The 14,715-nt window shown below is 46.4% G+C and carries 7 protein-coding genes, 9 tRNA genes and 4 rRNA genes; all 20 read right to left on the bottom strand.

Annotated elements, in window-relative coordinates; translation table 11 throughout:
• Nucleotides 1-13: 13 nt before the first annotated feature.
• The 20 genes from M1D98_RS00590 to rrf (M1D98_RS00495) all read right to left on the bottom strand — a co-directional run bounded on the left by M1D98_RS00590 (nucleotide 14) and on the right by rrf (M1D98_RS00495) (nucleotide 14,628).
• On the bottom strand, nucleotides 14-1,114 hold the full coding sequence (locus M1D98_RS00590; protein ID WP_010327707.1) for a PIN/TRAM domain-containing protein: 1,101 nt from the start codon (nucleotides 1,112-1,114) through the stop codon (nucleotides 14-16).
• Nucleotides 1,115-1,228: 114 nt separating this feature from the next.
• Complete coding sequence (disA, locus tag M1D98_RS00585) at nucleotides 1,229-2,311, bottom strand: DNA integrity scanning diadenylate cyclase DisA (protein WP_039076376.1); 1,083 nt, start codon at nucleotides 2,309-2,311, stop codon at nucleotides 1,229-1,231.
• Nucleotides 2,312-2,314: 3 nt separating this feature from the next.
• Nucleotides 2,315-3,691 (bottom strand): DNA repair protein RadA, encoded by a 1,377-nt coding sequence (gene radA, locus M1D98_RS00580; RefSeq protein ID WP_121641710.1) that lies wholly within the window; start codon nucleotides 3,689-3,691, stop codon nucleotides 2,315-2,317.
• A 91-nt stretch (nucleotides 3,692-3,782) separates the two neighbouring features.
• On the bottom strand, nucleotides 3,783-6,215 hold the full coding sequence (gene clpC / locus M1D98_RS00575) for an ATP-dependent protease ATP-binding subunit ClpC (RefSeq protein ID WP_121641709.1): 2,433 nt from the start codon (nucleotides 6,213-6,215) through the stop codon (nucleotides 3,783-3,785).
• Nucleotides 6,212-7,303, bottom strand: a complete 1,092-nt coding sequence (locus M1D98_RS00570; protein ID WP_121641708.1) for a protein arginine kinase — start codon at nucleotides 7,301-7,303, stop codon at nucleotides 6,212-6,214. The genes clpC and M1D98_RS00570 overlap by 4 nt, the downstream gene beginning before the upstream one ends.
• Entirely contained in the window at nucleotides 7,303-7,860 is a 558-nt protein-coding gene (gene mcsA / locus M1D98_RS00565; protein ID WP_010327702.1) for a protein-arginine kinase activator protein McsA, read from the bottom strand. The genes M1D98_RS00570 and mcsA overlap by 1 nt, the downstream gene beginning before the upstream one ends.
• Nucleotides 7,861-7,873: 13 nt before the next feature.
• Nucleotides 7,874-8,338 carry a transcriptional regulator CtsR gene (ctsR, locus tag M1D98_RS00560; protein ID WP_010327701.1) on the bottom strand — a complete coding sequence of 155 codons (465 nt, stop codon included), beginning with the start codon at nucleotides 8,336-8,338 and terminating at the stop codon, nucleotides 7,874-7,876.
• Nucleotides 8,339-8,587: 249 nt separating this feature from the next.
• Nucleotides 8,588-8,703: ribosomal RNA gene (rrf, locus tag M1D98_RS00555) — 5S ribosomal RNA — on the bottom strand.
• Nucleotides 8,704-8,830: 127 nt separating this feature from the next.
• Nucleotides 8,831-11,758: ribosomal RNA gene (locus M1D98_RS00550) — 23S ribosomal RNA — on the bottom strand.
• Nucleotides 11,759-11,928: 170 nt separating this feature from the next.
• Nucleotides 11,929-13,478, bottom strand: a 16S ribosomal RNA gene (locus M1D98_RS00545).
• Between the two features lie 170 nt (nucleotides 13,479-13,648).
• Nucleotides 13,649-13,724: transfer RNA gene (locus M1D98_RS00540), tRNA-Ala, on the bottom strand.
• Nucleotides 13,725-13,731: 7 nt separating this feature from the next.
• Nucleotides 13,732-13,808 (bottom strand) — tRNA-Pro (locus M1D98_RS00535).
• Between the two features lie 22 nt (nucleotides 13,809-13,830).
• Nucleotides 13,831-13,907: transfer RNA gene (locus tag M1D98_RS00530), tRNA-Arg, on the bottom strand.
• Nucleotides 13,908-13,916: 9 nt separating this feature from the next.
• A tRNA-Leu gene (locus tag M1D98_RS00525) sits at nucleotides 13,917-14,002 on the bottom strand.
• A gap of 14 nt (nucleotides 14,003-14,016) precedes the next feature.
• A tRNA-Gly gene (locus M1D98_RS00520) sits at nucleotides 14,017-14,091 on the bottom strand.
• 40 nt (nucleotides 14,092-14,131) lie between these two features.
• Nucleotides 14,132-14,214 (bottom strand) — tRNA-Leu (locus tag M1D98_RS00515).
• 7 nt (nucleotides 14,215-14,221) lie between these two features.
• Nucleotides 14,222-14,297 (bottom strand) — tRNA-Lys (locus tag M1D98_RS00510).
• A gap of 37 nt (nucleotides 14,298-14,334) precedes the next feature.
• A tRNA-Thr gene (locus tag M1D98_RS00505) sits at nucleotides 14,335-14,410 on the bottom strand.
• Nucleotides 14,411-14,414: 4 nt separating this feature from the next.
• Nucleotides 14,415-14,490 (bottom strand) — tRNA-Val (locus tag M1D98_RS00500).
• A 22-nt stretch (nucleotides 14,491-14,512) separates the two neighbouring features.
• Nucleotides 14,513-14,628: ribosomal RNA gene (gene rrf / locus M1D98_RS00495) — 5S ribosomal RNA — on the bottom strand.
• Together the 16S, 23S and 5S rRNA genes with 9 tRNA genes alongside form the textbook arrangement of a ribosomal RNA operon.
• Between the last annotated feature and the right edge of the window lie 87 nt (nucleotides 14,629-14,715).

Here is a 14,715-nt window from a genome sequence, read left to right as displayed (position 1 = left end):
GTTTTTTCTCCCTTTACAGCGCCTTCTCCAACAGCTTGGGCTTGGCAAAAATCATTCGTCCCGCTGCTGTCTGCAGCACACTTGTAACGAGTACATCAATATGCTTGCCGATATAATTGCGTCCTTCTTCAACGACAATCATCGTACCGTCATCCAAGTAGGCAACTCCCTGATTATGCTCTTTCCCGTCCTTAATGACCTGAACATTCATTTCCTCGCCAGGAAGCACGACAGGCTTGACCGCATTGGCAAGGTCATTAATGTTTAATACCGCTACCTTCTGAAGCTCGCATACTTTATTTAAATTAAAATCATTCGTCACGACGACCCCGGATGTCAGCTTAGCGAGTTTGACGAGCTTGCTGTCAACCTCCTGAATATCTTCAAAGTCGCCTTCATAAATTTCAACTTCAATGTCTAATTCTTTCTGAATGCGGTTCAGGATATCAAGACCGCGGCGTCCTCTGTTCCGTTTTAGAACATCTGAAGAATCAGCAATATGCTGCAATTCCTCAAGGACAAACTGCGGAATCACAATAATTCCCTCTAAAAACCCAGTCTGACAAATATCCGCAATTCTCCCATCAATAATAACACTTGTGTCCAAAATTTTCAGCTTCTTGTCCTGAACCTCATGTTCTTCATCTGCTGTCCCTTTTTTCTTTTGCATTCTGGCGGAAATGGAAAACAGGCTGATCAATTCATCCTTCTTCTTAAAGCCCACCTGGAAGCCTAGATAACCGAGGAAGAAAGCCAAAAACACAGGGATGATTGTACTGAATATGCGGTAAGGTATATTGTCTAAAGGGATAACATTTACGATAAGATAAGCGATTATAAGTCCAAAAACCAGGCCAAGGCTTCCAAACAACAAATCTGGAACCGGCGCCTTTAACAATGAATCCTCTACCCACTTCATCCAGTTCACAACATAATCTGTACCCCATATACTGATGAGAAAAAAGATAATTGCTCCTATTGCCGCAGACGTATATGCGTTTGTTATTAAAGGTATGTCCTGTATACTTAACAGTACAAACAATTCAGGTATTAAAAATATACCAACAACGCCGCCGAAAATAATGAAGAACGCCTGAACTATTCGTTTTAACATACCCCCACCTCCTTTTTAACATTTTATTTTCACAAGGCTTTATTCATCCTACGAATATCAGAATAAACAAAAACCAACAGTAATATACCCGTATTCATAAGGTTTTAACCGAAATCACAGCTGTCTGTCTAAATAATGCTTCTCTTGCAGCCGTTTTAATCCTTTTTTAATCTTTTGGGCTCGTACTTCACCGATTCCCTCTACTTCATCTAATTCTTCTGCACTCGCCTCAATAATCCTTGGGAGAACACCAAACGCTTCTACAACATTTTCAACAATCGGCATTGGAAGACGCGGAATTTTATTTAACAGCCTGTATCCTCTAGCCAATACATAATCATCAAGATTTGTAGAAGCTGGATAGCCGAGCAGTTTATAAACAATGGAATCATCCAGCAGATCATAACTGGACATATCCTGCAGCTCTTTCAAGAGAACAAATGGATCTTTAATTTTTTCTTTTACATAATCCTTGATAAATAAAGCGGCCTCTTCTTCCATATCCGTAATCAATTCAATGACTTGCAGTTTGATCAAATGGCCTTCTGTTCCCAGCTCTTTGATATACATGTTGATTTCATTTTTGATTCGCAGCACCATTTCATAACGATGCATGACAGACAAGACATCACTGAAGGTAACAAGCTCCTCAAATTCCAATGCATTCAGTGCGTTAATCGTTTTGTCGAGGATTGTCTTATATTTTTCAAGGGTTTGTATAGCTTGGTTCGCTTTGGTTAAAATAAATCCTATGTCTTTTAATGTATACTTCATGTTTTCCTGATATAAGGTTATAACATTTCTTCTTTCAGAAATGGCGATCACGAGACAGCCGGTTTGCTTAGCTACTCTTTCGGCAGTACGGTGCCGCATTCCTGTTTCTGACGAAGAAATTGTGGCATCAGGCATTAGCTGTGTATTGGCATAGAGGATTTTTTGCCCGGAATCACTTAAAATGATCGCTCCATCCATTTTAGCCAGCTCATATAAGTGAGCAGGAGAAAAAGCCGTGTTTATGTGAAAACCGCCGTCCACCACTTCTTTTACTTTATCATTATAACCAACAACAATCAGACCGCCTGTATTTGCCCTCAAAACGTTTTCCATACCCGCTCTGAGCGGTGTGCCCGGAGCAACAAACTGCAATATAGATGACAGGTCTAACTCTTGTTTCGCCCCTTTTTTCTCTTTTTCCATCTATTATCCTCCTAATGAAGTACGAAGCGCCTCTGCAACATTTGCTACTCCGATAACCTCAATCCCTTTTGGTTTTGTCCAGCCTTCCAGATTTGCCGCGGGTATGATCATGCGTTTGAAACCAAGCTTAGCCGCTTCTTTCACACGCTGTTCAATTCTAGAAACCCGCCGGACTTCTCCGGTTAACCCCACTTCACCTATAAAACAATCGGCAGGATTTGGGGGTGTGTCTCTAAAGCTGGACGCGATGCTGATCGCAATGGCAAGATCAATTGCCGGTTCATCAAGCTTTACGCCGCCAGCTACTTTCAAATAGGCATCCTGATTTTGCAGCAGCAGCCCAACTCTTTTTTCTAACACAGCCATTAACAGCGAAACCCTGTTATGGTCTATACCCGTTGCCATACGCCGCGGATTTCCAAAACTTGTCGGCGAGATGAGCGCCTGAATTTCAACGAGAATCGGCCTCGTGCCTTCCATAGAGGCAGTTATGCTCGAGCCAGCAGATCCTGCTGAGCGCTCTTCCAAGAAAATTTCTGAAGGGTTCAAAACCTCGGTGAGTCCCTCTTCACGCATTTCGAAAATACCCATTTCGTTTGTAGAACCAAAACGGTTTTTTACTGCTCTCAATATACGAAAAGTATGGTGACGTTCTCCTTCAAAGTATAAAACAGTGTCAACCATATGCTCCAGCAATCTCGGCCCTGCAATAGACCCTTCTTTTGTTACGTGTCCTACGATAAAGATCGGAATGCCTTTTGTTTTGGCAATTTTCATCAGCTCAGCCGTACACTCTCTGACCTGTGACACACTGCCGGGAGCCGATGTGATATCGCTTTGGTAAACCGTTTGAATAGAGTCAACAACGACAAACGCTGGATTCATCTCTTCTATAGCAGACGAAATATACTCCATATCGGTTTCAGATAAAACATGCAGCGACGGATTATTAATGCCGAGACGATCTGCTCTCAGTTTCGTTTGTTTAACCGATTCTTCTCCCGAAATGTACAACACACTGTTCGATGAATCTGATAATTGAGCTGAAACTTGCAGTAACAACGTGGACTTTCCGATACCGGGGTCACCGCCGATTAACACGAGTGAGCCTTTAACGACTCCCCCGCCGAGCACCCTGTTAAATTCGCCAAGCTGGGTTTTAACACGGGGTTCTTCTGATGTTTCAATTGTTGTAATAGGTGAAGGTTTCTGTACAGTTTGAACAGAATGAGAAAAAGCCGCTCTCCGATTGGCCGGTGCCTTTTTCATCATTTCTTCCACCATTGTATTCCAAGCACCGCAGCCCGGACATTTCCCCATCCATTTTGGAGACTCGTAACCGCAGGATTGGCAGATGAATTTCGATTTTGTTTTAGCCATATATAGTGTAAGACCTCTCCCTTGTTCTATTTCATGATATGAAAGTGAGGCATACACTTACATGCTGTATGCCTCATTTTCGTCTTCTATATTAATTCGTTTTAGCAGTCGTTTTTACGACAAATTCGCCGTCTTCTACATCGAGAACGATGTGCTGTCCTTTATGAATATTTCCTCTTAGGAGTTCTTCAGATAAACGGTCCTCGACATGTTTTTGGATAGCTCTTCTTAACGGACGGGCACCGTATTCCAGATCAACACCCTCTTCCGCTACTTTTGCTTTTGCAGCATCTGTCAATTCGATAGAAAGGTCCTGCTCTTTCAAGCGTTTCGTCAATTGATCAGACATTAATGAAACGATTTCAGTCAGGTGTTTTTTCTCAAGTGAATGGAAGACGATGATTTCATCAATCCGGTTGATAAACTCCGGTCTGAACGCGCGTTTCAGTTCACCCATCACTTTATCTTTCATGTCTTTATGATTTTGCGTCTCATCTTGAACATTAAAGCCGACATATTTATTGCGTTTCAGCTCACTTGCCCCGACGTTTGACGTCATAATCAGGATCGTGTTGCGGAAATCGACTGTACGTCCTTTAGAATCCGTCAATCGCCCATCTTCAAGAACTTGCAGCAGAATATTGAAGACATCAGGGTGTGCTTTTTCAATCTCATCAAGAAGCACGACAGAGTAAGGTTTTCTTCTGACTTTCTCTGTTAATTGGCCGCCTTCATCATATCCCACATATCCCGGAGGTGAACCGACAAGTCTTGAAGTAGAGTGTTTTTCCATGTATTCCGACATATCAATTCTGATCATGGCTTCTTCATCACCGAAAATAGATTCAGCAAGTGCTCGCGCAAGCTCTGTTTTCCCCACACCTGTAGGGCCTAAGAAAATGAATGAGCCGATTGGGCGTTTAGGGTCTTTTAACCCTGCTCTTGCGCGTCTGACTGCTTTTGCAACGGCGACAACCGCTTCATCCTGGCCGATGACACGGGAGTGAAGAATGCTCTCCATATTGAGAAGCTTATCTGTTTCCGTTTGGGCGATTTTAGATACAGGCACCCCAGTCCAGCTGGCTACAACCATCGCAATATCATCAACAGTAACCTCTGAGTTTTCCTGCCCTTGCTTCTCTTTCCATGATTTTTTCGTATCCTCTACTTGCTCGCGCAAGCGCTGCTCAGTATCACGCAAGGAAGCCGCTTTTTCAAACTCTTGGCTTTGGACGGCCGCATCCTTCTCTTTACGAACCTCATCAAGCTTCTGTTCAAGCTCTTTTAAGTTAGGAGGCGTTGTAAAGGAGCGGAGTCTAACCTTCGAGCCCGCTTCGTCAATCAAGTCAATTGCTTTATCTGGAAGGAAGCGGTCAGAAATATATCTATCGGAAAGCTTAACCGCAGCTTCAATGGCATCATCAGTGATAGAAACACGGTGGTGGGCTTCATATCTGTCACGCAGACCTTGTAAAATTTGAATACTTTCATCTGCAGATGGCTGATCAACCTGGATCGGCTGAAAACGTCGTTCCAATGCTGCATCTTTTTCAATATATTTACGGTATTCATCAAGAGTCGTCGCGCCAATACATTGAAGTTCGCCGCGAGCAAGTGAAGGTTTTAAAATGTTAGATGCATCAATGGCACCCTCTGCTCCGCCCGCTCCGATTAAGGTATGGAGCTCATCGATGAATAGAATGATGTTTCCTGCCTGGCGAATTTCATCCATGACTTTCTTCAGGCGATCCTCAAATTCACCGCGATATTTAGTGCCGGCAACAACTGTTCCCATGTCTAATGTCATCACACGTTTATCACGTAAGATTTCTGGAACCTCGTTATTAATAATTTGCTGTGCCAACCCTTCCGCGATTGCCGTTTTACCTACACCTGGCTCACCAATGAGTACAGGGTTGTTTTTCGTTCTGCGGCTTAACACTTCGATCACACGCTGAATTTCCTTGCTTCTCCCGATTACAGGATCTAGGCTGTCTTCCTTCGCAATAGCAGTTAAGTCCCTTGCCAAGCTATCAAGCGTAGGCGTATTCGCATTGCTGTTTGTTCCTGTCGCTGATGATCCTGTTTCATTGCTTCCAAGAAGCTGGAGGACTTGCTGTCTTGCTTTATTTAAGCTGACACCAAGATTATTCAGAACTCTTGCAGCAACACCTTCTCCTTCGCGAATCAGCCCAAGAAGAATATGTTCTGTTCCAACATACGAATGACCGAGTTTTCTTGCCTCATCCATTGAAAGCTCAATGACTTTCTTAGCTCTAGGAGTGTAATGAATCGTTTGGGACATTTCCTGTCCGCGACCGATCAAACTTTCAACTTCTTTTTGAATTTTATCTGAACCAAGTCCAAGCGCTTCTAGAGCTTTAGCAGCAATCCCTTCTCCTTCTCGTACCAGTCCTAATAAAATATGCTCAGTGCCAATGTTATTATGACCTAATCGAAGTGCTTCTTCCTGTGCAAGCGCCAATACTTTTTGAGCTCGTTCTGTAAATCTTCCAAACATCATATCGATTCATCCTCCTGTCTTTTCCCATTCATTTCCAAGTGAAGCCGTTCTCTGATAAGAGCTGCTCTTCGAATGTCCCTTTCATTTGGACGCAAAGCGCCTCCCGAATACTGCTGTAAAAATCCTGGCTGTGTCAAAATCATTAGTTCATTAAGTATGTTGCTTGAAAGTCCTTTAATAATGCCTAGATCTATGCCTAACCGGACATCTGAAAGGCACTTTGCAGTTTCTTTCGTTTCTATCATCCGGCAATTGGACAAGACTCCGTAAGATCGATACACACGATCCTCAAGTTCAATCTTAGAGGTTTGATAAAGGGCTTCTCGGGCAGAACGTTCTTGTTCAATCAGCTGGGCAGCAACACTGTTAAGGTCATCTACAATATCCTGTTCTGACTTACCAAGCGTGATCTGATTTGAAATTTGAAAGATATTTCCTACTGCTTCGCTGCCTTCCCCATAAATTCCTCTAACAACTAAGCCTAATTGATTAATTGCCGGTATAATTCGATTTATTTGCCTAGTCAAAACCAATGCCGGCAGATGCATCATGACTGAAGCCCTTAAACCCGTACCTACATTTGTAGGACAGCTGGTTAAGTATCCTCTTTGTTCATTGAATGCATAATCAACTTTTTCTTCAATCCAGTCGTCAACCTGGTTTGCGGCTTTCATTGCTTCTAAAAGCTGAAACCCGGGAAAAAGACACTGAATTCTAATATGGTCCTCTTCATTTAACATGACGCTTACTTCTTCATTTTCAGAAAGCAAACAACCGCCAAATGGAGATTCTGTCAGATTCGGACTGATGAGATGTTTTTCAACAAGTACACGCTTTTCTAAAGGCTGTGCATCATGCATTCTGATCAGAACGAATTTGCCGATTCCGGGAATTTCTTGTTCTGAAAACTGATCTTCAAACTGCTGTATGATGGATGAGGCCTCTTCATTGGAATACCGCGTAGGGAACCGTATTTGTTCAAAGTTCCTTGCTAAACGTATGCGGCTGCTGAGTACAATGTCACTTTCAGGTCCTTTCTGCTTCATCCAACTGCTCAGTGCGTCCTGAATAAAATGCTTTAGCGACATTACCCCTGTTCCTCCTCACTATCTGTACTCTTGAGTGATTGTTCTAATGAACGAATTTGATCTCTCACATGAGCTGCGTTTTCAAATTCTTCTTGGTGAATTAAGGATTCTAATTCTTTTTTCAGCATGTCAATCTGCCGTCTGACATGAAGATTGCCTCCAATGCGTTTCGGTATTTTCCCAGCATGAACGGTGTTTCCGCTGTGTACTTTACGTAAGATAGGTGTAATGTTGCTATGAAATGTTTTATAACATTCAGAGCATCCAAAACGGCCCGTTTTTCTAAACTGCTGAAAGGTCATTCCGCATTTTGGACAAGCAGATATTTGTTCTGATTGACTGAACATTTGAGTTCCTGCTTTTTGGAATGAAGAATCCATGTTCAGCAAACCTGAAAGTAAATTATGAATAGAGAAACCGTGATTTGCACTTATACCATATGAATCACTATTTTCTTTGGCACATTGTTCACAAATATGAACTTCTTTTTTCTCTCCGTTATCAACCTTTGTAAAGTGAAAAGTGGCTGGTCTCTCGTGGCACTCTTGACAAATCAATCTTTTCACCTGCTTATTTTAATTTTAAAGAAGTCAGCATAGCCTTCATCATTCTCGCTCTTAATTCATCACGTTCAGGCAAGTCAATGTGTAAAACCGAGCGGTCCATCACGCTGACCATCATTTTTGCTTCTCTTTCTGAAATCACCTTGTCTTCTAATAGCCTTAAAATAATGTCATCAGAGGCTGCTTGAGACAAATGGGTATTAATTTGTGAAATAATATTATTGATCAGGACAACTTCACTATTCATTTTAATCTTAATGATTCTGATGTAACCGCCGCCCCCGCGTTTGCTCTCAACGATATATCCTCTCTCGCTTGTAAATCTGGTGTTGATGACATAATTTATTTGGGAAGGAACGCATTGAAATTTATCTGCAATTTCGCTTCGTTTAATCTCTAAAATTTCCTTGCCATTTTGATCTAACACGCGTTTTAAATATTGCTCAATGATGTCAGAAATATTATGTCCCACTCAACCCCCTCCTTTACTGACTTTGACTATATTTGACTTTAATCTTACTATAAGGCGTTTCTCGAGAATTTTCAACTTTCTCGCTCTATCCTTTATTATTTCCACTTTACCGGCCTATAAAACCTGATTGCCGGTTTAAAATTCAGGGTAAAGTTATTATATTATACAATCAAATCAAATTTTATGATACAACAAACTAGAACACAAAAAAGAGCAGCTCTGATGAGCTGCTCTTTTTCAATTACTTGTGCTTGGCGGCGTCCTACTCTCACAGGGGGAAACCCCCGACTACCATCGGCGCTGAAGAGCTTAACTTCCGTGTTCGGCATGGGAACGGGTGTGACCTCTTCGCTATCGCCACCAAACAAATGCCTTCATGATGAAGGTACTGGGCGTTTCTCACAGGATGTGAGAGCCCTTAGCGGAGTTTCTTTCCGCCTTTTAGAGAGTGTTCTCTCAAAACTAGATAACAGATGTGACATCAATCAAAATGTGGTTAAGTCCTCGATCGATTAGTATCTGTCAGCTCCATGTGTCGCCACACTTCCACCTCAGACCTATCAACCTGATCATCTTTCAGGGATCTTACTTCCTTGCGGAATGGGAAATCTCATCTTGAGGGGGGCTTCATGCTTAGATGCTTTCAGCACTTATCCCGTCCGCACATAGCTACCCAGCGATGCCCTTGGCAGAACAACTGGTACACCAGCGGTGCGTCCATCCCGGTCCTCTCGTACTAAGGACAGCTCCTCTCAAATTTCCTGCGCCCGCGACGGATAGGGACCGAACTGTCTCACGACGTTCTGAACCCAGCTCGCGTACCGCTTTAATGGGCGAACAGCCCAACCCTTGGGACCGACTACAGCCCCAGGATGCGATGAGCCGACATCGAGGTGCCAAACCTCCCCGTCGATGTGGACTCTTGGGGGAGATAAGCCTGTTATCCCCGGGGTAGCTTTTATCCGTTGAGCGATGGCCCTTCCATGCGGAACCACCGGATCACTAAGCCCGACTTTCGTCCCTGCTCGACTTGTAGGTCTCGCAGTCAAGCTCCCTTGTGCCTTTACACTCTGCGAATGATTTCCAACCATTCTGAGGGAACCTTTGGGCGCCTCCGTTACCTTTTAGGAGGCGACCGCCCCAGTCAAACTGCCCACCTGACACTGTCTCCCCGCCCGATAAGGGCGGCGGGTTAGAAGGTCAATACAGCCAGGGTAGTATCCCACCGATGCCTCCACCGAAGCTGGCGCTCCGGTTTCCAAGGCTCCTACCTATCCTGTACAAGCTGTACCAACATTCAATATCAGGCTGCAGTAAAGCTCCACGGGGTCTTTCCGTCCTGTCGCGGGTAACCTGCATCTTCACAGGTACTATAATTTCACCGAGTCTCTCGTTGAGACAGTGCCCAGATCGTTGCGCCTTTCGTGCGGGTCGGAACTTACCCGACAAGGAATTTCGCTACCTTAGGACCGTTATAGTTACGGCCGCCGTTTACTGGGGCTTCAATTCGCACCTTCGCTTACGCTAAGCGCTCCTCTTAACCTTCCAGCACCGGGCAGGCGTCAGCCCCTATACTTCGCCTTACGGCTTCGCAGAGACCTGTGTTTTTGCTAAACAGTCGCCTGGGCCTATTCACTGCGGCTCTCTCGGGCTTGCACCCTAACAGAGCACCCCTTCTCCCGAAGTTACGGGGTCATTTTGCCGAGTTCCTTAACGAGAGTTCTCTCGATCACCTTAGGATTCTCTCCTCGCCTACCTGTGTCGGTTTGCGGTACGGGCACCTCTCACCTCGCTAGAGGCTTTTCTTGGCAGTGTGGAATCAGGAACTTCGCTACTATATTTCGCTCGCCATCACAGCTCAGCCTTATGGGAAACGGATTTGCCTATTTCCCAGCCTAACTGCTTGGACGCGGATATCCAATACCGCGCTTACCCTATCCTCCTGCGTCCCCCCATTGCTCAAATGGTGAGGAGGTGGTACAGGAATATCAACCTGTTGTCCATCGCCTACGCCTTTCGGCCTCGGCTTAGGTCCCGACTAACCCTGAGCGGACGAGCCTTCCTCAGGAAACCTTAGGCATTCGGTGGAGGGGATTCTCACCCCTCTTTCGCTACTCATACCGGCATTCTCACTTCTAAGCGCTCCACCAGTCCTTCCGGTCTGGCTTCACAGCCCTTAGAACGCTCTCCTACCACTGTTCGAAGAACAGTCCGCAGCTTCGGTGATACGTTTAGCCCCGGTACATTTTCGGCGCAGAGTCACTCGACCAGTGAGCTATTACGCACTCTTTAAATGGTGGCTGCTTCTAAGCCAACATCCTGGTTGTCTAAGCAACTCCACATCCTTTTCCACTTAACGTATACTTTGGGACCTTAGCTGGCGGTCTGGGCTGTTTCCCTTTCGACTACGGATCTTATCACTCGCAGTCTGACTCCCAAGGATAAGTCATTGGCATTCGGAGTTTGACTGAATTCGGTAACCCGGTAGGGGCCCCTAGTCCAATCAGTGCTCTACCTCCAAGACTCTTACCTTGAGGCTAGCCCTAAAGCTATTTCGGAGAGAACCAGCTATCTCCAGGTTCGATTGGCATTTCACCCCTACCCACACCTCATCCCCGCACTTTTCAACGTGCGTGGGTTCGGGCCTCCATTCAGTGTTACCTGAACTTCACCCTGGACATGGGTAGATCACCTGGTTTCGGGTCTACGACCACGTACTCATGCGCCCTATTCAGACTCGCTTTCGCTGCGGCTCCGCATCTTCTGCTTAACCTTGCACGGGATCGTAACTCGCCGGTTCATTCTACAAAAGGCACGCCATCACCCGTTAACGGGCTCTGACTACTTGTAGGCACACGGTTTCAGGATCTCTTTCACTCCCCTTCCGGGGTGCTTTTCACCTTTCCCTCACGGTACTGGTTCACTATCGGTCACTAGGGAGTATTTAGCCTTGGGAGATGGTCCTCCCGGATTCCGACGGAATTTCACGTGTTCCGCCGTACTCAGGATCCACTCAGGAGAGAACGAAGTTTTGACTACAGGGCTGTTACCTCCTATGGCGGGCCTTTCCAGACCTCTTTATCTACCTCGTTCCTTTGTAACTCCGTACAGAGTGTCCTACAACCCCAAGAGGCAAGCCTCTTGGTTTGGGCTAATCCCGTTTCGCTCGCCGCTACTCAGGGAATCGCATTTGCTTTCTCTTCCTCCGGGTACTTAGATGTTTCAGTTCCCCGGGTCTGCCTTCTCATATCCTATGAATTCAGATATGGATACCACTCCATTACGAGTGGTGGGTTTCCCCATTCGGAAATCTCCGGATCAAAGCTTGCTTACAGCTCCCCGAAGCATATCGGTGTTCGTCCCGTCCTTCATCGGCTCCTAGTGCCAAGGCATCCACCGTGCGCCCTTTCTAACTTAACCGTTAAAAAGAATCACTATGTGATATCTTGTCTTACTAATTGAATGTGATGTCTACTGTTATCTAGTTTTCAAAGAACACGTTTCGAAGGAATGATCCTTCAAAACTAAACAAGACAGGGAACGTTCTGTTTATAAGACCCCAGGTCTTATATTCCGTAATATATCCTTAGAAAGGAGGTGATCCAGCCGCACCTTCCGATACGGCTACCTTGTTACGACTTCACCCCAATCATCTGTCCCACCTTCGGCGGCTGGCTCCTAAAAGGTTACCTCACCGACTTCGGGTGTTACAAACTCTCGTGGTGTGACGGGCGGTGTGTACAAGGCCCGGGAACGTATTCACCGCGGCATGCTGATCCGCGATTACTAGCGATTCCAGCTTCACGCAGTCGAGTTGCAGACTGCGATCCGAACTGAGAACAGATTTGTGGGATTGGCTTAACCTCGCGGTTTCGCTGCCCTTTGTTCTGTCCATTGTAGCACGTGTGTAGCCCAGGTCATAAGGGGCATGATGATTTGACGTCATCCCCACCTTCCTCCGGTTTGTCACCGGCAGTCACCTTAGAGTGCCCAACTGAATGCTGGCAACTAAGATCAAGGGTTGCGCTCGTTGCGGGACTTAACCCAACATCTCACGACACGAGCTGACGACAACCATGCACCACCTGTCACTCTGCCCCCGAAGGGGACGTCCTATCTCTAGGATTGTCAGAGGATGTCAAGACCTGGTAAGGTTCTTCGCGTTGCTTCGAATTAAACCACATGCTCCACCGCTTGTGCGGGCCCCCGTCAATTCCTTTGAGTTTCAGTCTTGCGACCGTACTCCCCAGGCGGAGTGCTTAATGCGTTAGCTGCAGCACTAAGGGGCGGAAACCCCCTAACACTTAGCACTCATCGTTTACGGCGTGGACTACCAGGGTATCTAATCCTGTTCGCTCCCCACGCTTTCGCTCCTCAGCGTCAGTTACAGACCAGAGAGTCGCCTTCGCCACTGGTGTTCCTCCACATCTCTACGCATTTCACCGCTACACGTGGAATTCCACTCTCCTCTTCTGCACTCAAGTTCCCCAGTTTCCAATGACCCTCCCCGGTTGAGCCGGGGGCTTTCACATCAGACTTAAGAAACCGCCTGCGAGCCCTTTACGCCCAATAATTCCGGACAACGCTTGCCACCTACGTATTACCGCGGCTGCTGGCACGTAGTTAGCCGTGGCTTTCTGGTTAGGTACCGTCAAGGTGCCGCCCTATTTGAACGGCACTTGTTCTTCCCTAACAACAGAGCTTTACGATCCGAAAACCTTCATCACTCACGCGGCGTTGCTCCGTCAGACTTTCGTCCATTGCGGAAGATTCCCTACTGCTGCCTCCCGTAGGAGTCTGGGCCGTGTCTCAGTCCCAGTGTGGCCGATCACCCTCTCAGGTCGGCTACGCATCGTTGCCTTGGTGAGCCATTACCTCACCAACTAGCTAATGCGCCGCGGGTCCATCTGTAAGTGGTAGCCGAAGCCACCTTTTATGTTTGAACCATGCGGTTCAAACAAGCATCCGGTATTAGCCCCGGTTTCCCGGAGTTATCCCAGTCTTACAGGCAGGTTACCCACGTGTTACTCACCCGTCCGCCGCTAACATCAGGGAGCAAGCTCCCATCTGTCCGCTCGACTTGCATGTATTAGGCACGCCGCCAGCGTTCGTCCTGAGCCAGGATCAAACTCTCCGATAAAAAGTTTGACTGACTACGCACATCACTGTGCGATTTATAAAAAATGAATTAACAGGTACGTTTTGTCTTGTTTAGTTTTCAAAGATCATTTTGTTTGTGCGCTTTGTTAAAGTAACTTTATTAGTATATAACGTTACTTCTTCAAAGTCAACAACTTTTTTAAAAACATTTGGTGGAGCCTAGCGGGATCGAACCGCTGACCTCCTGCGTGCAAAGCAGGCGCTCTCCCAGCTGAGCTAAGGCCCCATTGAAATGGTCGGGAAGACAGGATTCGAACCTGCGACCCCATGGTCCCAAACCATGTGCTCTACCAAGCTGAGCTACTTCCCGATTGTCTATTCCATTAAAATAATGGCGCGCCCGAGAGGAGTCGAACCCCTAACCTTTTGATCCGTAGTCAAACGCTCTATCCAATTGAGCTACGGGCGCAAAATTTAATGCCGAGGGCCGGACTTGAACCGGCACGGTAGTCACCTACCGCAGGATTTTAAGTCCTGTGTGTCTGCCAATTCCACCACCCCGGCGTGGATGGTATAGTTGGAGCGGAAGACGGGATTCGAACCCGCGACCCCCACCTTGGCAAGGTGGTGTTCTACCACTGAACTACTTCCGCAGACAGGATGTCCAGTTTTGATAACTGTTATCCTATATAATGCGGGTGAAGGGACTTGAACCCCCACGTCATAAAGACACTAGATCCTAAGTCTAGCGCGTCTGCCAATTCCGCCACACCCGCGTAAAAATGGTGAGCCATGAAGGACTCGAACCTTCGACCCTCTGATTAAAAGTCAGATGCTCTACCAACTGAGCTAATGGCTCTTCTTAGAAGAGACTTGAGTATTATATCATATAAAAGTGGTGCCGGCAAGAGGACTTGAACCCCCAACCTACTGATTACAAGTCAGTTGCTCTACCAATTGAGCTACACCGGCAAAATGGTGGAGGATGACGGGCTCGAACCGCCGACCCTCTGCTTGTAAGGCAGATGCTCTCCCAGCTGAGCTAATCCTCCATTATTGCACTAGCGTGCAACTGCTTGGCGGCGTCCTACTCTCACAGGGGGAAACCCCCGACTACCATCGGCGCTGAAGAGCTTAACTTCCGTGTTCGGCATGGGAACGGGTGTGACCTCTTCGCTATCGCCACCAAACAAATGCCTTCGGGATGAAGGTACTGGGCGTTTCTCACAGGATGTGAGAGCCCTTAGCGGAGTTTCTTTCCGCCTTTTAGAGAGATG

The organism is Bacillus sp. K7, assembly GCF_053903245.1.
This window is presented reverse-complemented; position numbering and strand designations above follow the sequence as displayed.